Origin of the sequence: Pseudonocardia sp. HH130629-09, from assembly GCF_001294645.1 — a bacterium.
Classification (GTDB): domain Bacteria; phylum Actinomycetota; class Actinomycetes; order Mycobacteriales; family Pseudonocardiaceae; genus Pseudonocardia.
Genome location: NZ_CP011868.1, coordinates 2,907,992 through 2,926,263 on the forward strand (window position 1 = coordinate 2,907,992; position 18,272 = coordinate 2,926,263).

17 protein-coding genes and 1 pseudogene are annotated in these 18,272 nt (G+C 72.9%); 8 read left to right on the forward strand and 10 right to left on the reverse strand.

Annotated features, from left to right (window positions below; translation table 11 throughout):
* Positions 1-184 precede the first annotated feature (184 nt).
* From XF36_RS32440 to XF36_RS13390, 3 genes are all read right to left on the reverse strand, one after another.
* Positions 185-346 carry a hypothetical protein gene (locus XF36_RS32440; protein WP_168169510.1) on the reverse strand — a complete coding sequence of 54 codons (162 nt, stop codon included), beginning with the start codon at positions 344-346 and terminating at the stop codon, positions 185-187.
* A 107-nt stretch (positions 347-453) separates the two neighbouring features.
* Positions 454-1,017 (reverse strand): hypothetical protein, encoded by a 564-nt coding sequence (locus tag XF36_RS13385; protein ID WP_060712238.1) that lies wholly within the window; start codon positions 1,015-1,017, stop codon positions 454-456.
* Positions 1,018-1,047: 30 nt separating this feature from the next.
* Positions 1,048-1,668, reverse strand: coding sequence for a LysE family translocator (locus XF36_RS13390; RefSeq protein WP_060712239.1), 621 nt, complete (start codon positions 1,666-1,668; stop codon positions 1,048-1,050).
* A gap of 81 nt (positions 1,669-1,749) precedes the next feature.
* Between XF36_RS13390 and XF36_RS13395 the strand changes: the two genes are divergently transcribed.
* Positions 1,750-2,235, forward strand: coding sequence for an Lrp/AsnC family transcriptional regulator (locus XF36_RS13395; protein ID WP_060712240.1), 486 nt, complete (start codon positions 1,750-1,752; stop codon positions 2,233-2,235).
* Between the two features lie 5 nt (positions 2,236-2,240).
* Here the strand turns inward: XF36_RS13395 and XF36_RS13400 are convergent, their stop codons facing one another.
* A complete protein-coding gene (locus XF36_RS13400; RefSeq protein ID WP_060712241.1) occupies positions 2,241-2,756 on the reverse strand; it encodes a hypothetical protein in 516 nt (171 codons plus the stop codon).
* 467 nt (positions 2,757-3,223) lie between these two features.
* On the opposite strand from XF36_RS13400, the gene XF36_RS13405 reads away from it, so the two are divergent.
* Positions 3,224-5,272 (forward strand): DEAD/DEAH box helicase, encoded by a 2,049-nt coding sequence (locus XF36_RS13405; RefSeq protein ID WP_202968525.1) that lies wholly within the window; start codon positions 3,224-3,226, stop codon positions 5,270-5,272.
* Positions 5,273-5,328: 56 nt separating this feature from the next.
* On the opposite strand, the gene XF36_RS13410 is transcribed toward XF36_RS13405, so the two are convergent.
* On the reverse strand, positions 5,329-6,195 hold the full coding sequence (locus XF36_RS13410; RefSeq protein WP_060712243.1) for an alpha/beta fold hydrolase: 867 nt from the start codon (positions 6,193-6,195) through the stop codon (positions 5,329-5,331).
* A 96-nt stretch (positions 6,196-6,291) separates the two neighbouring features.
* On the opposite strand from XF36_RS13410, the gene XF36_RS13415 reads away from it, so the two are divergent.
* Positions 6,292-6,774, forward strand: a complete 483-nt coding sequence (locus tag XF36_RS13415; RefSeq protein ID WP_060712244.1) for a CGNR zinc finger domain-containing protein — start codon at positions 6,292-6,294, stop codon at positions 6,772-6,774.
* Between the two features lie 7 nt (positions 6,775-6,781).
* Here XF36_RS13415 and XF36_RS13420 read toward each other — a convergent pair whose 3' ends face one another.
* Positions 6,782-7,225: a Rid family hydrolase gene (locus tag XF36_RS13420; protein ID WP_060712245.1), complete on the reverse strand. Its 444-nt coding sequence runs from the start codon at positions 7,223-7,225 to the stop codon at positions 6,782-6,784.
* Positions 7,226-7,293: 68 nt separating this feature from the next.
* On the opposite strand from XF36_RS13420, the gene XF36_RS13425 reads away from it, so the two are divergent.
* Together XF36_RS13425 and XF36_RS13430 are read left to right on the forward strand one after the other, a co-directional pair.
* On the forward strand, positions 7,294-7,851 hold the full coding sequence (locus XF36_RS13425; protein ID WP_082375389.1) for a MarR family winged helix-turn-helix transcriptional regulator: 558 nt from the start codon (positions 7,294-7,296) through the stop codon (positions 7,849-7,851).
* 36 nt (positions 7,852-7,887) lie between these two features.
* Complete coding sequence (locus XF36_RS13430; RefSeq protein WP_060712246.1) at positions 7,888-8,883, forward strand: LLM class flavin-dependent oxidoreductase; 996 nt, start codon at positions 7,888-7,890, stop codon at positions 8,881-8,883.
* Positions 8,884-8,892: 9 nt separating this feature from the next.
* On the opposite strand, the gene XF36_RS13435 is transcribed toward XF36_RS13430, so the two are convergent.
* From XF36_RS13435 to chvE, 4 genes and pseudogenes are all read right to left on the reverse strand, one after another.
* On the reverse strand, positions 8,893-9,882 hold the full coding sequence (locus tag XF36_RS13435) for a LacI family DNA-binding transcriptional regulator (RefSeq protein WP_145981354.1): 990 nt from the start codon (positions 9,880-9,882) through the stop codon (positions 8,893-8,895).
* A 154-nt stretch (positions 9,883-10,036) separates the two neighbouring features.
* Complete coding sequence (mmsB, locus tag XF36_RS13440) at positions 10,037-11,287, reverse strand: multiple monosaccharide ABC transporter permease (protein ID WP_060712247.1); 1,251 nt, start codon at positions 11,285-11,287, stop codon at positions 10,037-10,039.
* Positions 11,284-12,822: pseudogene (locus XF36_RS13445) on the reverse strand (ATP-binding cassette domain-containing protein). The gene mmsB and the pseudogene XF36_RS13445 overlap by 4 nt, the downstream one beginning before the upstream one ends.
* 71 nt (positions 12,823-12,893) lie before the next feature.
* Complete coding sequence (chvE, locus tag XF36_RS13450) at positions 12,894-14,024, reverse strand: multiple monosaccharide ABC transporter substrate-binding protein (RefSeq protein WP_060712248.1); 1,131 nt, start codon at positions 14,022-14,024, stop codon at positions 12,894-12,896.
* A gap of 310 nt (positions 14,025-14,334) precedes the next feature.
* On the opposite strand from chvE, the gene araB reads away from it, so the two are divergent.
* The 3 genes from araB to araA are packed head-to-tail and all read left to right on the forward strand — an operon-like array spanning position 14,335 to position 18,264.
* Positions 14,335-16,038, forward strand: coding sequence for a ribulokinase (gene araB, locus XF36_RS13455; protein ID WP_060714677.1), 1,704 nt, complete (start codon positions 14,335-14,337; stop codon positions 16,036-16,038).
* The gene (locus XF36_RS13460) at positions 16,035-16,721 is read left to right on the forward strand and encodes an L-ribulose-5-phosphate 4-epimerase (RefSeq protein WP_060712249.1); all 687 of its coding nucleotides are present in this window, start codon (positions 16,035-16,037) and stop codon (positions 16,719-16,721) included. The genes araB and XF36_RS13460 overlap by 4 nt, the downstream gene beginning before the upstream one ends.
* A gap of 31 nt (positions 16,722-16,752) precedes the next feature.
* Entirely contained in the window at positions 16,753-18,264 is a 1,512-nt protein-coding gene (gene araA / locus XF36_RS13465) for an L-arabinose isomerase (RefSeq protein ID WP_060712250.1), read from the forward strand.
* Positions 18,265-18,272: the final 8 nt, after the last annotated feature.

Sequence of the window (18,272 nt, forward strand, 5' to 3'; positions counted from 1 at the left end):
CATCATCCGCCGGCCCGTACCGACCCGGCCCGGATCGCCGAGATCGTCGGCAACGCCCGGCTGTTCCAGGCCCGGTGGGGTTGGTGGCCGATGGCGGGCTGGCTGCGCGAGCTGCACGCGGCGGGCGCAGTGGGGTTCGACCCGCGGCGCGACGTGCTGCGGGTCGGATGAGACCGGCCGGGGCTCAGCAGGCGGTGCGGGGCGGGCAGGCGCAGAACTGCACCGGCCGCATGCACGAGTAGCACAGGTCCGACGCCCGGCCCGGCCGCGCACGGCGGGCCAGGGCCCGGTGTGCGAACGCGAGGATCGACATGACCAGGATCTTTCCCGGCGACACCGCGTTCACCCGCCACCGGTCCGGATATGGGACGGACGGCGGCGCGGCTGCGACGGACGGCCCCGGCCGGCGCGACGTCCGGTCGAGCGGCTGCCGCCGTCCGTCTCAGCGCGGTCTCACTCCGGGCCCTGCGAGCGCAGCTCCTCCACCCGTCCGATCGCCTCGCGCAGCTCGGTCAGCCACTCGTCGGCGTGCCGGCCGACCAGGCGCACCGACCAGGCCAGCGCGTCCGACCGGGACCGGGCCACCCCGGCGTCGACGAGGGTGTCGAGCACCGCCCGCTCCGGCTGGCGCAGCCGGGTCATCACCGGCACCGAGATCGTCGTGAACAGCTCGCGGGTCCCGCCGATCCGCGCACCCCAGGCGACCTTGCGCCGGTAGCGGCTCTCGGCCTGGCGGGCGATCTCGATCCGCCGGTCCCGGGTCTCCTCCCGGAACCGCGAGATCCGCCCGGCATCGGCGGCCGCGGCGTCGGCGCGCCCCTCTTCGGTGTCGGGGTGGTCGGCATCGAGCGAGGGCAGCTCCCCCACCACGACGATCTCGTCCCGGTCGACCGTCACCTCCGGCGCCCGAATGAACCACCCGTCGGGCAGCCGTCCGGAGAACCACGCCGCGGCGTCGTCGGCCGGGGGGAGGTCGGCCTGCTGCCAGCCGCCCCGCCCGCGTCCTCGTCCTGTCATCGCGCACCTCCCGCATCGATGCTTACATGATTACACCGTTGCGAGCTGGGAAGCCAGCAGCAGGGCGCCGAGGGTCACCATCGCGGCACCCGCGACCCGGGACACCATGCGCGCCGCGGCAGGCCGGGCGGCCAGGACGGCGCGGGCGCCGACACCCACGCCGGTGTAGACGAGCGCGCAGCCGAGGACGTGCACGAGGCCGAGCAGGAGGATCTGACCGCCGACGGGGACCGGCGCGGCCGGGTCGGCGAACTGCGGCAGCAGCGCCAGGAACAGCAGCAGCGCCTTCGGGTTGAGCCCACTGACCCCGGCGCCACGGACCAGGTCGCCGAGCCCGGACCCCCCGCCGTCGACGGCCGCCACGGCGGGACCGGCCGGGCGGAGCAGTGTCGTCGCACCGAGCACCAGCAGGTAGACCGCGCCGACGGCGGTGAGCACGGTGAGGACCTCCGGCCGGCGCGCGACGACCGCGGCGATCCCGGCCGCGACCAGCCCGGTGAGCGCCAGGTGCCCGCCGAGCAGCCCCGCCAGCGACGGCAGCACGGTCCGTCCGCGCAGCCCCGCGCGGATCATGTACGCCCAGTCCGCGCCGGGCGTCAGGACCAGCAGCAACGACAGGCCGGAGAACCCCAGCACACTTCCGATCGGCATGCCCCGACGCTAGGCACGAGAAGCCGACAGGTGTTCCCGTCGTTCCCACCGCGCACTCGGTCTGGTGCAAGATTCTTCTCCATGGACACGATCGATCGGAAGATTCTTGCCGTGCTGCAGGCCGACGGCCGCCTGACCATCACCGAGCTGGCCGAGCGGGTGCGGCTGTCGGTGTCGCCGTGCCACCGCCGGCTGCGTGCCCTGGAGTCCTCCGGGGCGATCGCGGGCTACCGCGCCCACCTCGACGCGCACCGGCTCGGCCTGGGGTTCGACGCGCTGGTGTTCGTGACCATGCACGAGGCCGTGCAGGACACGGTGCAGGCGTTCGAGTCGGCCGTCGACGACATCGAGCAGGTCGTCGCGGCGCAGCGGCTGTTCGGCGATCCGGACTACCTGCTTCGGATCATCACCCCGGACCTGCCCGCGTTCCAGCGGCTCTACGACGAGCGCCTCACCACGCTGCCCGGCGTGCAGCGGCTGTCCTCGACCCTGGTGATGAAGGACGTCGTCGCCGACCGGGGGCTGCCGCTGGAGCACGGGCTCGGCACCGGAAGCAGAGGATCATGACGAGCTCAGGGGGTGAACAGCACCTTCACCGCGCCGTCGCTCTTGTCCTGGAGCATCGAGTAGGCCTGGGCCGCCTCCTCCAGCGGGACCCGGTGGGTGGCGAAGTGGTCGACGCCGTGCGGGTCGTCGTCGCCGAGCAGCGGCAGCAGGTCCGGGATCCAGCGCCACACGTTGGCCTGGCCCATCCGCATCTGCACCTGCTTGTCGAACAGGGTGAGCAGCGGCAGCGGGGTGGCGCTGCCGCCGTAGACGCCCGACAGTGAGATCGTGCCGCCCCAGCGCACCGCGCCGATCGCCAGCTCCAGCGCCGCGGTCCGGTCGCTACCGGCCGTCTCCATGACCGTGCGGCCCAGCCCGAAGGGCATCCCGGCCACGAGCTTCTGCGCCGCGGCCGCGACCGGGGACCCGTGCGCCTCCATGCCGACCGCGTCGATGACGGCGTCGGCACCACGGCCCCGGGTCATCGACCGGATCGCCCCGAGCACCTCGTCGTCGCCGTGGCCCAGGTCCAGCGCGGTCACCAGCGCGCCTCGACCCGGGCCAGGCGCTCCGGCACGACGTCCACGCCGACCACCCGCCGGACCCCAGGTGATGTCGACAGAGGTGTCGCCCGCCACCGGTGTGTCACGCGCCGACCGGGCCCGCGCGGGGTAGGGTGGGACCCGGATCAGATCTGCCGCCCGTCCCGGGCGTTCCACGGCCGGGACGGAGAGCGGGTCCCGGACACCGTCGACGGCCTGTGGCGCTTCCCGCAGCCGGACCGCCGACCTCCGTGACTGCGATCCCCCACCGGCCGGTTCGTGGTGCGGAGGGGCCTCAGGCCCTTCGTCACGTCGAGCACGTCCGGCCGCGGCCCGACGGGACGCGGCCACGGACCGGCGCCGCAGGACGTCGACAGGAGCAGTACGTGGCGCGAGGAGGCAGGCCCCGGACCGGGGCTCGCCAGGGCACCCCCCAGCGACGTCGCCGCCCGCGCGGCAACGACGTGATGTCGGTGCTGACCGGGGCCGCACGCGAGGTGCGGACGGCTCTGCGGAGCGGCCGGGTCACCCCGGCCACCCGCACCAAGTTCCAGACGGTGGCGCTGCTACTGCGTGACGAACGGGCCCGGGTCCGCGACCGGCACGACGACGCGAAGCGCGCCGAGACCCTGCAGCGCCTCGACGAGATCGCGAAGGCGCTGGCGATGGACGCGGTGCGCGACGCCGGCCTGCTGGCCCTGCTCGCCGACGACGCCGTCGTCTCCGACTCGGCGCGCGCGCTGAAGCGGGAGATGCTGCGTTCGGCCGGTATCGAGGTCGACGAGCCGGAGCCGGAACCGGAGCCCGTCGACGTCCCGCAGGTCCCGGCGAAGCCGCAGGTCGTGCCGCAGTCCGTGGTGGCCCGGCAGATGGCCAACCCGTTCCTGGCGCCCGACTTCTCCGCCGCCCCGCCGAGCGGCCCGCGCCCGACCCCGCTGACCGGCTGGGAGCTGCTCGGCCCGCTGCTGCGTTCCTTCGAGCGCGCCGGGGCCGGTGCACCGGCCTGCATGGAGCTGCCCGAGCCGTCGACCCGCCCGATCCCGGGTGGCCGGGAGCTGATGCCGCACCAGGCGAAGCTCGTCGCCGCCGCCGAGAACGGGCACCGCACCTTCCTGCTCGCCGACGAGCCCGGCCTGGGCAAGACCGCGCAGGCGCTGCGCGCGGCGGAGGCGGCGAACGCCTACCCGCTGCTGGTGGTCGTGCCGAACGTGGTGAAGACCAACTGGGTGCGCGAGGCCGCGCTGTGGGCGCCGCGCCGGGCCGCGACCGCGATCCAGGGCAACGGCGACTCCGTCGACGGCTTCGCCGACATCGTCGTCGTCAACTACGAGGTGCTCGACCGGCACATCGGCTGGCTGGGCGACTTCGGGTTCCGCGGCATGGTCGTCGACGAGGCGCACTTCATCAAGAACCGCACCTCGCAGCGGTCCAAGCACGTCCTGGAGATCGCCGAGAAGATCCGGACGTTCATCCCGCGACCGCTGCTCATGGCGCTGACCGGCACCCCCCTGATCAACGACGTCGAGGACTTCCTCGCCATCTGGCAGTTCCTCGGCTGGATCGACGCGACCAAGCCGCGCGCCGAGCTGCTCGACGCGCTCACCGCGACCGGGATGACCCCGGCCGACGGGCTGTTCGAGCGCGCCGCCCGCCAGTGCGTCGTCGACATGGGCATCGTGCGTCGTCGCAAGATCGACGTCGCCGCGGACATCCCGGCCCGGCGCATCGCCGACCTGCCCGTCGAGATCGACGGCCCGACCGGCCGGTCCATCCGGGCGGCGGAGAAGGCGCTGGCCCGGCGGATGGTGGCCCGCTACACCGCGGCGCTGGCGGCCCGCCGGTCCGGCCCGGGCGTCGAGGGCATCGACCACGGCCTGGTCCGCGACGTCGCGGGCTGGGAGCAGAAGGACGCGGCGGAGGCGGGCTCCGGGGACAACGTGTTCACGATGATGCGCCGCCTCGGCCGGGCCAAGGCCGGGCTGGCGGCGGACTACGCGGTGCAGATCGCGCGCAGCGCGGGCAAGGTCGTGTTCTTCGCCAAGCACGTCGACGTCATGGACGCCGCCGAGCAGACCTTCGCCAAGCAGGGCGTGCGGTACTCCTCGATCCGGGGTGACCAGACACCCTCGGTGCGCCAGCGCAACATCGACGCGTTCGTGAACGACCCGGGCGTCGCGGTGGCGGTATGCTCGCTGACCGCGGCGGGGGTCGGGCTGAACCTGCAGGTCGCGTCGAACATCGTGCTCGCGGAGCTGTCCTGGACCGCGGCCGAGCAGACCCAGGCGATCGACCGCAGCCACCGGATCGGTCAGTCCGAACCGGTGACCGCGTGGCGGATCCTCGCCGCGCAGACGATCGACGCCCGGATCGCGGACCTGATCGACGCCAAGGCCGGTCTCGCGGCGGCGGCGCTCGACGGCGCCGACGACGTGTCCGGCTCGTCGGCCGACGTGCAGCGCGAGGCGCTGGTCGCGCTGCTCACCGAGGCGCTGGAGGCCGATCTGGCGGCCGCGTGAGCGGCGGTCGTCGTCGCGGCCGGGACCGACCGCGCGTCCGCCGCCGGGCGCACGCCTCACCGCGGGACCCGCTCCAGGAAGCGCCGCAGGTGCCCCGCGACGACGTCGAGGTGGCTCTCGAGCAGGAAGTGGCCGCCGTCGAGCAGGTGCACCTCGACGTCGCGGGCGTCGCGGGCGGACGCCCGTGCCCCGTCCGGTCCGAAGATCTCGTCGTTGCGCCCCCACACGGCGAGCACCGGGACCCCCGAGGTCCGCAGGAACTCGTGCAGACGCGGGTACAACGGGCGGTTGGTGCGGTAGTCGCGGAACAGCGCGAGCTGGACCGCGTCGTTGCCCTCGCGCGAGACGAGCGCGTGGTCGTGGTGCCAGGTGTCCGGGTCCACCGTGCCCTGGTCGGGCACCCCGTGCAGGTACTGCCATCGGATCGCGTCGAGGCCGAGGGCAGCGCGGACGGCGGGCTCGGTCTCCGGGCCGGGCGCGTCCCCGTAGGCCCAGACGTCGGTCCAGAACGACTCGACGAACCCGTCCTCGTAGCCGTTGCCGTTCTGGGTGACGATCGCGGTGATCCGCTCCGGGTGGGCGAGGGCGAGCCGCCAGCCGATCGGTGCGCCGTAGTCCTGGACGTAGAGCGCGTAGCGGTCGACCCCCAGCAGCTCGAGCAGCCCGTCGGTGACGTCCGCGAGCGCGTCGAAGGTGTAGTCGAACTCGGCCGCCGGCGGGGCGGCGGAGTGCCCGAAGCCGAGGTGGTCCGGTGCGATCACGTGGTGGTCGCCGGCCAGCAGCGGGATCAGGTGCCGGAACATCGACGAGCTGGTCGGGTAGCCGTGCAGGAGGACGATCGTGGGTGCGTCCGCGGGACCGGCCTCCCGGTAGAAGACCTCGTGTCCGTCGACGGTCGCGGTCCGATGGTGGACGAGCGGCATGACTAACTCCTTCACGTGCTCGATGTGGTTAGACACCGTCACGGAAGCACGCTCGCATGTAACCTGTCAATGAAGTCGATGTGGTTAGGAGGCGACGTGGACCTGCTACTGGACCTGCTCAACAGCAGACCCCTGGTCGACGGCACGGAGCGCGACGCCCTCCGCGACCCCATCTCGGGACGCCGCTGGGCACGGGCGCACGGCGGCGACGGCGACCCGGAGGAGCTGGCGGCACTGCGCCGCGCGCGGGACGCACTCACCCGGGTCGCACGGGGGGACACCGACCCGGGTGTCGCACTGACCCCGCTCCTCGACGGCGCGCACCGGACACCGGAGTTCACCGACGGCCGGCTGACCTGGCGGACCGCCACGCCCCCGCACGCCCGGCTCGCCGTCGAGGCCGTACTCGCCTGGGCCGCCGTCGAGGAGCAGCTGCCCGGGCGGCTGCGCCCCTGCGCGAACGACGCGTGCCGGCTGTTCCTGCTCGACCGGAGCCGCGCGAACCGCGCCCGGTGGTGCTCGATGGCGGCCTGCGGGAACCGCGCCAAGGCGCGCCGACACTACGAGCGGACCCGCTGAGACGGCCTCAGCCGGCCGACCCCACCAGGGCGGTCACCCGGATCTCGATCCGCATGGTGGCGAGCCCGAGCACGGTGACCCCGGTCTGGGTCCAGACCGGCGCGCGCCCGCCGAGCCGGTGGCGGAACTCCCGGACCATGACCCGGTTGTGCTCGTCGCCGATGGCCTCGGCCCCGGGGGCGACCTTGTGGTAGGAGTTCACGTGGACGACGTCGGCCCAGGTCGCGCCCGCCTCGGCGAGCGTGCGCCCGACGTTGTCGAACGCCTGCACGATCTCCTGTTCGAGGTCCTCGGCGACGACCAGGTCGTCGTTCCAGCCACCCTGACCCGAGGTCTCCACCCGGTCGCCGATCCGGACCGCCTGGCTGTAGCCGAGCAGGTCGCGGGCCGTGACGCCGTAGCCCGGCGTGACGTGGAACGTGGGGGTCGCGTGGTCGATAACTTCACTCATGAATTCAACCTACAACTCATAGCTTCACCTGTAAAGTGCGAGCTCGGGACCAGGGACGGGGGCGACGGGTGACGACGGACCGGGCGACGCCGGAGGCCGGTGGTGACGAGCCGACGTGGCTGGACGGCGAGGAGAAGGCGGCGTGGACGAGTGTGATCTCGCTGATCATGCTGCTGCCCGGCCGGCTGGAGGCCCCACTGCAGCAGGCGCACGGCATCACGCTGTTCGAGTACCTCACGCTCAGCCATCTGTCCGAGGCGCCGGGACGCAGGCTGCGGATGAGCGAGCTCGCCTTCCTGACGAACGGCTCGCTGTCGCGGCTGTCCAACGTGGTGAAGCGGTTGGAGGGCCGCGGCTGGATGCACCGCTCCCCCGATCCCGACGACGGCCGCTACACCCTCGCCGCCCTCACCGACGCCGGGTTCGACGTCGTGCACGCCGCGGCACCGACCCACCTGCGTGCGGTCCGGGACGTCGTCCTCGACCGGCTCGGCGCGCAGGACCGGGCGGCGCTGGGCCGGATCGGCGTCGCGCTCGGGGTGCAGGACTTCCCGCCACGCACGGGGTCGCCACATTTCCGATCCGGAACCCGCGGGACGGAAGAGGACGGGCCTCCGGTTCGTTGACGGAGAGGTCACCGTGTCGATCCGTGAGGTGCTGTCATGCCGCTACCGCTACCGTTGTCGATCCTGGACCTGGCCACCGTCGCCCGGGGTGAGACCGTCGCCCAGGGCCTGGAGGCCAGCACCAGGCTGGCGCAGCGCGCCGAGGACTGGGGGTTCCGGCGGATCTGGTACGCCGAGCACCACAACATGGGCTCGATCGCGTCGGCTGCGACGAGCGTGCTCATCGCCCACGTCGCCGCGCACACCGAGCGCATCACGCTCGGCTCCGGCGGGGTGATGCTGCCGAACCACTCGCCGCTGCAGATCGCCGAGCAGTTCGGCACCCTCGCCGAGCTCCACCCCGGCCGCATCGAGCTGGGGCTCGGCCGCGCGCCCGGCACCGACCAGGCGACCGTCGCGGCCCTGCGGCGGGATCCGCGCGCGTCGGAGACCTTCCCGCAGGACGTGCAGGAGCTGCAGGCCTTCCTCGGGACGACCAGCTTGGTCCCGGGAGTCGAGGCCCACCCGGGCCGCGGCACCGGGGTCCCCCTGACGATCCTCGGGTCCTCGCTCTACGGCGCGCAGGTCGCGGCCGCGCTGGGGCTGCCCTACGGCTTCGCCTCGCACTTCGCGCCGGACGCCCTGGAGCAGGCCGTGGCGCTCTACCGCCGCGAGTTCCGGCCCTCGGAGCAGCTGTCCGCCCCGCACGTCCTGGCCGGGGTGAACGTGATCGCCGCGGACTCCGAGGACGAGGCGCAGCAGATCCAGCGCGAGGTGCAGCGGTCCCGGGTGCGGCTGTTCACCGGCCGACGGGGAGCCTCGCTGACCGACGCCGAGGCCGACGCGGTCCTCGACAGCGCCTCGGGCGAGCAGATCCGGTCGATGACCCGCTACACCGCGGTCGGGACACCGGAGACCGTCACCGCGTACCTGGAGGAGTTCGCAGCCCGCGCCGACGCCGACGAGCTGATCGTCACCGGTCCGGCGCCGCGCCGGGAGAGCTGGTGGCGCAGCTGGGAGCTGCTCGCGACGAAGGTGCAGACCACCGACTGACGGCGGCCGTCAGCGGGGCGGCGGGCCGACACTGTCGCGGGACACCAGCACCGGGGCGATCCTCCGGTGCACCGCCTGCGGCGCGTCCGGACCGTCGCCGTGGTTCAGCAGCAGGTCGAGCGCCTCCCGGGCGACGGCCTCGAAGTCCGCGCGCAGACTGGTGAGCGGCGGGATCAGGTGCGCCGAGACGGGCACGTCGTCGAACCCGACGACGCTGACATCGCCCGGGACCCGCCGGCCGCGGTCGTGGAAGGCGTGCAGCAGGCCGGTGGCCAGCGCGTCGTTCGCGGCGAACACCGCGGTCACCTCGGGCATCCGGGCCATCAGCTCCCCCGCCCGGTACCCGGCGTCCGCGCTCCAGTCCGCGGCCATCACCGGGGGCACCTCGGCCCCGGCCGCACGCAGTGCCGCGGCCCAGCCGGCCGCGCGGCCCGCCGCGTCGAACCAGTAGGTGGGGCCGGCGACGTGCCAGACGGTCGCGTGCCCCGCGGCCAGCAGGTGCTCGGTGGCGATCCGACCGCCCTCGACCTGGTCGACCGTCGCCATCGGCAGCTGCTGCTCGGGGTCGCCGTCGACGGTCACGAGCGGGACGTCACCCGGTACGGAGTCGAGCGCCTCGGCCACCGACGCGACCGGCGCGATCACGACGATCCCGGCGACCTGCCCGTCGAGGTGACGCTGGACGGCCTCGCGCACCGACCCGCCGTCGATCTCGCGGACCCGGACGACGCTGACCCCGAACCCGGCACCGACCGCCTGCTCCTCGAACGCGGCGAGCAGCGAGACCGGGCCGAACAGGGTGGACCGGGGAGCGACGATCCCGAGCACCCGGTCACGGCCGGTCACCAGGGTGCGGGCGGCACGGTTCGGCCGGTAGCCGAGCTCCTCGATCGCGGTCCGGACCCGCACCCGGGTGCTCTCCCGGACGTTGGGGTGCGCGTTCAGCACCCGGGACACCGTCTGGTGGGAGACCCCGGCACGGCGGGCCACGTCGAACATGGACGGTGCTCGCCCCGGCCTCGGCCCAGGCTCCATCGCGATCCCCACGCCCACCCCCTCCGATCCGTGCAGCGTAGCCGTCCGTGACCGTCCCCCTGCCGAGGGCGTTCGCCGTGACGGCACCCAGCCCCGACGCCGGGCGGGCGGCTCGTGCTCAGCCGTCGCCGCGGGCGCGGCGCTTGTTCCACACGTCGAACGCGACGGCGAACAGCAGCACGAGTCCCTTCACCACCGACTGCACGGACTGGTCGACGCCCATGAGCTGCATGCCGTTGCTCATCACGGCCATGATCAGGCCGCCGACCAGCGCGCCGACCACGGTTCCGACGCCGCCGGTCACCGCGGCGCCGCCGATGAACGCGGCGGCGATCGCGTCGAGCTCGAACATGTTCCCCGCCGCGGGCTGGGCACCGTTGGACCGTGCCGAGTAGATGACCCCGGCCACGCCGGCCAGGAAGCCCATGTTCACGAAGATCCAGAACGTGACGGCACGGACCCGCACCCCGGACAGCCGGGCCGCGGCCGCGTTGCCGCCGAGGGCGTAGACGTGGCGGCCGAACACGGTGCGCCGGGTGAGCAGGCCGTAGGCGAGCACCAACACCGACAGGACGACCAGCACCACGGGCAGCCCACGGGAGGACGCCAGCTGCCAGGCGAACGCCATGACGACCAGCCCGACGAGTGCGATCCGGCAGGCGAACAGCGGGAACGACTCGACCTGCTGCAGGTCGAGGACCTTCGCGACCCGGCTCCGGTAGGCGAGCACCGCGTACCCGGCGACGCCGAGCGCGGCGATCAGGACGGTGAACGCGTCGTAGCCCTGGCCGCCGATGAGCCCGTTGAGGAAGCCGCCCGCGATCTGCTGGTACTCCGCAGGGAACGGCGAGAGCGAGATGTTGCCCAGCACCTGCAGGGTCAGCCCGCGGAACAGCAGCATCCCGGCGAGGGTCACGATGAAGGCGGGGATGCCGACGTAGGCGACCCAGAAGCCGTGCCAGACGCCGACCAGCACGCCGACGCCGACGGCCGCGACGACACCGACCCACCAGGGCAGGCCGCCGCCGATCACGAGGACCGCGGCGACCGCGCCGGTCAGCGCGACCACCGACCCCACCGACAGGTCGATGTGCCCGCCGACGATGACGATCACCATCCCGATCGCGAGGACCAGGATGTAGGAGTACTGCAGGACGATGTTGGTGATGTTGCCCGGGCTCAGCGAGACTCCGCCGGTGAGGACCGCGAACAGGGCGACGATCGCCACGAACGCGATCACGATTCCGCTCTGGCGGACGTTGCCGGCCAGCAGCCGTCGCAGGTCGCTCGTGCCGGAGTGCAGGGCCGCCGCGCCGGCGCCGGGGCGCTCGTCGGACGAGGGGTCCTTCTTCGGGAGGATGCTGGTCATGCGGAGCTCTCCGCCTCCTGGGTCATGAGGGCCATCAGGCCCTCCTGGGTGGCCTCGGCGACCGGCACCTCACCGGTGATCCGTCCGGCCGACAGGGTTTAGACGCGGTCGCAGATCCCCAGGAGCTCGGGCAGCTCGGAGGAGATGACCAGGACCGCCTTGCCGGCCTCCACGAGCCGGTTGATGATCACGTAGATCTCGTAGCGGGCGCCGACGTCGATCCCGCGGGTCGGCTCGTCGAGGATCAGCACGTCCGGCTCGGTGAACAGCCACTTGGCGAGGACGACCTTCTGCTGGTTGCCACCGGACAGGGTGCCGACCCCGACACTCGTGCTCGCCGCCCGGATGCCGAGATCCCGCCGGTAGGACTCGGCGACGCGCAGCTCGGCGTCGGCGTCGACCCAGCCGTGGCGGGCGAGCCGGTGCAGGCCCGCGCCGGAGACGTTGCGCCGGATGTCGTCGACCAGGTTCAGGCCGAGGTGCTTGCGGTCCTCGGTGACGTAGGCGAGCCCGGCCTCGATCGCGTCGGACACCGAGCGGGCGCGGACCTCACGGCCCCCGATCCGCAGGGTGCCGCTGACGTCGCGGCCCCAGGACCGCCCGAACACGCTCATCGCGAGCTCGGTGCGGCCCGCGCCCATCAGCCCGGCGATGCCGACGACCTCCCCGGCCCGCACCGACAGCGACGCGGCGTCGACGACCTTGCGGTCCTGGGTCGGGTGCCAGACCGTCCAGTCGCTGATCTGCAGCAGCTCCTCCCCCGGGCTGCTCACCCGCTCCGGGTAGAAGGAGGTGAGGTCGCGGCCGACCATTCCGCGGATGATCCGGTCCCGCGGGGCGGGCTCGTCGGCGACGGTGAAGGTCTCGACCGTGCGGCCGTCGCGGATGACGGTCGTGCGGTCGGCGATCGAGACGATCTCGTCGAGCTTGTGCGAGATGATGATCGAGGTGATGCCGTTGTCGCGGAAGCGCCGGATCAGCTCCAGCAGGTGCGCGGAGTCGGTGTCGTTGAGCGCGGCGGTGGGCTCGTCGAGGATGAGCAGCCGGACGTCCTTGGTCATCGCCTTGACGATCTCGACGAGCTGCTGCTTGCCGACGCCGAGCCGCCCGACCGGCGTCGCGGGGTTCTCGGTGAGACCCACCTCGGCGAGCAGGCGGGCGGCCTCGGCGTGGGTCCGCCGCCAGTCGACCAGCCCCAGCCTGCCGCGCCGCTCGTTGCCGAGGAACACGTTCTCCGCGACCGACAGGTGCGGCACCAGCGCGAGCTCCTGGTGGATGATCACGACGCCGTCCGCCTCGGAGTCGCGGATCCCGGCGAACCGGGCCGGTCGCCCGTCGAGGACGATCTCGCCGTCGTAGGTGCCCGCCGGGTGCACCCCGGAGAGCACCTTCATCAGCGTCGACTTGCCGGCGCCGTTCTCGCCGCAGATCGCGTGGATCTCGCCCCGGCGCACGGCGAGCGAGACCTCCGACAGCGCGGTCACGCCCGGGAAGGTCTTGGTGATGGCGCGCATCTCGAGGATGGTGTCCGGCAGGTCGCCGCCGGGGTCGTGGTCGGTCACGTCGTCCTCCGTCACGGAAGGTGGGGTGCGGCCGGTCGCGGGGCTCAGCCCTGGCGGCCGCGGGCGACGTCCTGCGCCGTGTAGTAGCCGGAGTCGACGAGGACGGGCCGGATGTCGGCCTTGAACACCGTCCGGACCGGCAGCAGGTAGGACGGCACGACCTTCACCCCGTTGTCGTAGGTGGTGGTGTCGTTGGCCTGCGGGGTGCCGCCGGAGAGGAACGCCTTCGCGGCGACGACGGCCTGCTCGGCGAGCGTGCGGGTGTCCTTGAAGATCGTGGAGCTCTGCACCCCGTCGTCGATCAGCTTGACCGAGGCGATCTCGGCGTCCTGCCCGGTGACGGTCGGCATCGGCTTGGCCGGGGTGCCGAAGCCCGCGTTCTGCAGGGCGGTGATGACGCCGCGGGAGATGCCGTCGAAGGGCGACAGGATGCCGTCGGGCCGGCTGCCGTCGTTGTAGGTGGAGGTGAGCAGGTCCTCCATCCGCTTCTGGGCGGTCTCCTGGCCCCAGCGCAGCGTGGCGGTCTGCTCGATGGTCGTCTGGCCGCTCTTGACCCGGATCGTGCCGTTGTCGATCAGCGGCTTCAGCACCGACATGGCGCCGTCGAAGAAGTAGAAGGCGTTGTTGTCGTCGAGGGAGCCCGCGAACAGCTCGACGACGACCGGGCCCTTCTTCGGACCGGGTGACCCGTCGGCGTTCTGCAGGCCGATGCCGCGCAGCAGCGCCTTCGCCTGGGCGACGCCGACCTGGAAGTTGTCGAAGGTGACGTAGAAGTCGACGTTCGGGCTCTGCCGGATCAGCCGGTCGTAGGCGATCACGGGGATGCCGGCGTCCTTGGCGGCCTGCAGCTGCCCGGACAGGGCGGTCCCGTCGATGGCAGCGACGATCAGCAGGTCCGCACCGCTGGTGACCATCTGGTCGATCTGCTGGGACTGGGTGGGGATGTCGTCGCCCCCGTACTGCAGGTCGACCTTGTAGCCGGCGGCGGTGAGCTGGTCGCGGACGGCGTTGCCGTCGGCGATCCACCGCTCGGAGGTCTGGGTCGGCATCGAGACGCCGACCGTCAGGTCGCCGGGTGCCGCACCGGCCCCGGCCCCGCCTCCTCCCCCGGCTCCCTGGCCACCACAGGCGGCCAGCCCCAGCACCAGCAGGGCACCGACGGCGACGGTGCGCATCCTCGTGAACACAGGCGATCTCCTCGTCGAGACGGCGGCGGGTGGGTCCCGCCCGACCGGACCGGCGCACCCAGGAATGTGAACGCTAACCACAGACGCACCGACACGGAAGGCGCCGTTACCGGTCCGTTATCCGGTCGGCCGGTCAGTCTTGGTCAGCGACCTCATGATCGACGTGAACGTGTCGTACGACCATCCGTCGCCAACGGAGCATCTGCGCCGGACCGTTGAGTTCACTTTCTGTTAGCGATAACATTCGCTCGCCGGCCGATCGCTCGGCCGGCCGTGTTCGTGACCCGAGGAAGTGCTCATGATCCGACCACCGATCGACCTCGCCGACGCCCTCGTGGTGGGCGTCGACTTCGGGACGCTGTCCGGACGGGCGGTCGTCGTCCGTGCGGCCGACGGGGCCGACCTGGGCTCCGCCGTCCACGCCTACACCCACGCCGTCGTCACCGACGCCCTGCCGGGGCGGCCGGACCTCCGGCTGCCGCCGGACTGGGCGCTGCAGGTGCCGTCGGACTACGTCGACGTCCTGCGCCACGCCGTCCCCGGTGCGGTCGCCGCCGCCGGAGTGGACCCCGCGCGGGTGGTCGGCATCGCCACCGACTTCACCGCCTGCACCATGGTCCCGACCCTGCGCGACGGCACCCCGCTCAACGAGGTGCCCGACCTGGCCGACGAGCCGCACGCCTACACCAAGCTCTGGCGCCACCACGCCGCCCAGCCGCAGGCCAACCGGATCAACGCCCTCGCCGCCGAGCGGGGCGAGAGCTGGCTGCCTCGCTACGGCGGGTTCATCTCCTCGGAGTGGGAGTTCGCGAAGGGCCTGCAGATCCTGGAGGAGGCCCCCGCGGTCTACGCCCGGACCGAGCGCTGGGTCGAGGCCGCGGACTGGATCGTCTGGCAGCTGTGCGGCCGCTACGTCCGCAACGCCTGCTCGGCCGGCTACAAGGGGATCCTGCAGGACGGCGCCTACCCCGACCGTGACTTCCTCGGCGCGCTGAACCCGGCCTTCGCCGGGTTCGCCGAGACCAAGGTCGCCCACGAGATCGGCGAGCTGGGCACCGTCGCCGGGACGCTGACCGCCGAGGCGGCAGGCTGGACCGGGCTGCCCGAGGGGATCGCGGTCGCCGTCGGCAACGTCGACGCGCACGTCACCGCCGCGGCGGCGAACGCCGTCCGGCCGGGCCAGATGGTCGCGATCATGGGCACCAGCACCTGCCACGTCATGAGCTCCGACGTGCTGCGCGAGGTGCCGGGCATGTGCGGCGTCGTCGACGGCGGCATCGTCTCCGGGCTCTGGGGCTACGAGGCCGGGCAGAGCGGCGTCGGCGACATCTTCGGGTGGTTCGTCGAGCACGGCGTGCCGCCCGCGTACCACGAGGCGGCCCGCGCGCGGGGGCTCGACCTGCACGAGTACCTGACCGAGCTGGCCGCCGGGCAGGCGGTCGGTGAGCACGGGCTCGTCGCGCTGGACTGGCACTCGGGCAACCGCTCGGTGCTGGTGGACCACGAGCTGTCCGGCGTCGTCCTCGGACAGACCCTCGCGACCCGGCCCGAGGACACCTACCGGGCGCTGCTGGAGGCCATCGCGTTCGGTACCCGGATGATCGTGGAGACCTTCGCGGCCTCCGGCGTCCCGGTGACCGAGCTGATCGTCTCCGGCGGGCTCACCCGCAACGCGCTGCTCATGCAGATCTACGCCGACGTGACCCGACTGCCGCTCTCCGTCGTCGAGGCCGGGCAGGGCCCGGCCCTGGGCTCGGCGATCCACGCGGCCGTGGCAGCGGGCGTCCACCCCGACGTTCCCACCGCGGCCGCCGCGACGGGTCGCGTCCGCGAGGGCGCACACCTGCCCGACGAGGAGTCGGCGAAGTCCTACGACGCCCTGTTCGCCGAGTACACCCGCCTGCACGACCACTTCGGCCGGGGCGGCGACGACGTGATGCACCGCCTGCGCGCGATCCGCCGCGAGGCCCGCGCCCAGCGAGAAGGAGACCTCGACGCATGACCGACACCCTGGCCTCCCCCGAGCTCGCCGCCACCGTGGCGCGGCTGCGCGAGCAGGTGTGCGCACTGCACGCCGAGCTGGTGCGCTACGAGCTCGTCGTCTGGACCGCGGGGAACGTCTCGGCCCGCGTGCCCGGCCACGACCTGATGGTCATCAAGCCCAGCGGGATCTCCTACGACGACCTGACCCCGCAGAACATGGTGCTGTGCGACCTGCACGGCACCCCGGTGGAGGGCGACCTGACGCCGTCGTCGGACACCGCGGCGCACGCCCACGTCTACCGGGCCATGCCCGAGGTCGGCGGGGTGGTGCACACCCACTCCACCTACGCCAGCGCGTGGGCGGCGCGCGCCGAGCCGATCCCCTGCGTGCTCACCGCGATGAGCGACGAGTTCGGCGGGGACATCCCGATCGGCCCGTTCTCGCTGATCGGCGACGAGTCGATCGGCCGCGGCGTCGTGGAGACCCTGACCGGCAGCCGCTCCCCCGCCGTGATCATGCAGAACCACGGCGTGTTCGCCGTCGGCGCCGATGCCCGCTCCGCGGTCAAGGCCGCGGTGATGTGCGAGGACGTCGCCCGCACCGTGCACCTCGCCCGCCAGCTCGGCGACACCGTGCCCATCCCCCAGGACCAGATCGACAGCCTCTGGGACCGCTACCAGAACGTCTACGGGCAGCGCTGAGCTCCGCCCGACCCCGAAGGAGGGATGTCTGATGAGCGGCTCGCTGCTCGACAGCTACGAGGTCTGGTTCCTGACCGGGAGCCAGGGCCTCTACGGCGAGGGGACCCTCGCCCAGGTCGCCGACCAGTCCGCGGCCGTCGCCGCCCGGCTCGACGCCGCCGACGAGATCCCGGTGCGGGTGGTGTGGAAGCCCGTGCTCACCGACGCCGACGCGATCCGACGGATCTGCCTGGAGGCCAACGCCGACGACCGGTGCCTCGGCGTCATCACCTGGATGCACACCTTCTCCCCGGCGAAGATGTGGATCCCCGGGCTCGAGACCCTGACCCGGCCGCTGCTGCACCTGCACACCCAGGCCGACGTCGACCTCCCCTGGTCGGAGATCGACATGGACTTCATGAACCTCAACCAGGCCGCGCACGGCGACCGCGAGTTCGGCTACGTCCAGACCCGGCTCGGCCTGGCCCGCAAGACCGTCGCCGGGCACGTGTCCGACCCGGTGCTCCGCGACCGCATCGGGACCTGGACGCGTGCGGCCGCCGGCGCCGCGGAGCTGCGCGCGCTCACGCTCGTCCGGTTCGGTGACACCATGCGCGACGTCGCCGTGACCGACGGCGCCCGCGTCGAGGCCACCCGGGTCTTCGGGATGTCGGTGCAGACCTACGGCGTCAACGACCTGGTCGCCGTGCTGGACCAGGTCGCCGACGCCGACGTCGACAAGCTCGTCGGCGAGTACGCCGAGGTCTACGACGTCGCCCCCGAGCTGCTCCCCGACGGCGCCCGGCACGACGCGCTCCGCTACGGCGCGCGGGTCGAGATCGGGCTGCGCTCGTTCCTGGAGTCCACCGGGGCGCAGGCGTTCACCACGAACTTCGAGGACCTCGGCGGTCTGCGTCAGCTCCCCGGGCTCGCGGTGCAGCGCCTGATGGCCGACGGCTACGGCTTCGGCGCCGAGGGCGACTGGAAGACCGCGGCCATGCTGCGCGCGGTGAAGGTCGTCGCCACCGGGCTGCCCGGCGGCACGTCGTTCATGGAGGACTACACTTACCACCTGCGTCCCGGCCACGAGCGCATCCTCGGGGCGCACATGCTGGAGGTCTGCCCGAGCATCACCGGGTCCCGGCCGTCGCTGGAGATCCACCCGCTGGGCATCGGCGGGCGGGAGGACCCGGTCCGGCTGCGGTTCACCGCCGACCCCGGCCCGGGCATCGTGCTCGGCATCTGCGACCTCGGGGAGCGGTTCCGCCTGGTCAGCAACGACATCGAGGTCGTCGACCCGGACGAGCCCATGCCGAGGCTCCCGGTGGCGACGGCGACGTGGGTCCCGGAGCCCTCGCTCGCGACCTCGGCCGAGTGCTGGCTGATGGCGGGCGGCCCACACCACACGGTGCTGTCGACCGCCGTCGGGGTCGAGGCCTTCGACGACCTCGCCGAGATCGTCGGCACCGAGCTGGTGCACATCGGCGACACCACGCGGCCGCGGACGTTCCTGCACGAGCTGCGCTGGAACAACGCCTACCACCGGCTCGCGCGGGGCTTCTGAGCTACGCC

What these genes read in the sequence shown, in the direction of transcription:
- XF36_RS13385 (WP_060712238.1), bottom strand. Translation starts at nt 1,017, where the DNA reads ATGACAGGACGAGGACGCGGGCGGGGCGGCTGGCAGCAGGCCGACCTC.
- XF36_RS13390 (WP_060712239.1), bottom strand. Translation starts at nt 1,668, where the DNA reads ATGCCGATCGGAAGTGTGCTGGGGTTCTCCGGCCTGTCGTTGCTGCTG.
- XF36_RS13395 (WP_060712240.1), top strand. Translation starts at nt 1,750, where the DNA reads ATGGACACGATCGATCGGAAGATTCTTGCCGTGCTGCAGGCCGACGGC.
- XF36_RS13405 (WP_202968525.1), top strand. Translation starts at nt 3,224, where the DNA reads ATGTCGGTGCTGACCGGGGCCGCACGCGAGGTGCGGACGGCTCTGCGG.
- XF36_RS13410 (WP_060712243.1), bottom strand. Translation starts at nt 6,195, where the DNA reads ATGCCGCTCGTCCACCATCGGACCGCGACCGTCGACGGACACGAGGTC.
- XF36_RS13420 (WP_060712245.1), bottom strand. Translation starts at nt 7,225, where the DNA reads ATGAGTGAAGTTATCGACCACGCGACCCCCACGTTCCACGTCACGCCG.
- XF36_RS13430 (WP_060712246.1), top strand. Translation starts at nt 7,888, where the DNA reads ATGCCGCTACCGCTACCGTTGTCGATCCTGGACCTGGCCACCGTCGCC.
- XF36_RS13435 (WP_145981354.1), bottom strand. Translation starts at nt 9,882, where the DNA reads ATGTTCGACGTGGCCCGCCGTGCCGGGGTCTCCCACCAGACGGTGTCC.
- mmsB (WP_060712247.1), bottom strand. Translation starts at nt 11,287, where the DNA reads ATGACCAGCATCCTCCCGAAGAAGGACCCCTCGTCCGACGAGCGCCCC.
- chvE (WP_060712248.1), bottom strand. Translation starts at nt 14,024, where the DNA reads ATGCGCACCGTCGCCGTCGGTGCCCTGCTGGTGCTGGGGCTGGCCGCC.
- araB (WP_060714677.1), top strand. Translation starts at nt 14,335, where the DNA reads ATGATCCGACCACCGATCGACCTCGCCGACGCCCTCGTGGTGGGCGTC.
- XF36_RS13460 (WP_060712249.1), top strand. Translation starts at nt 16,035, where the DNA reads ATGACCGACACCCTGGCCTCCCCCGAGCTCGCCGCCACCGTGGCGCGG.
- araA (WP_060712250.1), top strand. Translation starts at nt 16,753, where the DNA reads ATGAGCGGCTCGCTGCTCGACAGCTACGAGGTCTGGTTCCTGACCGGG.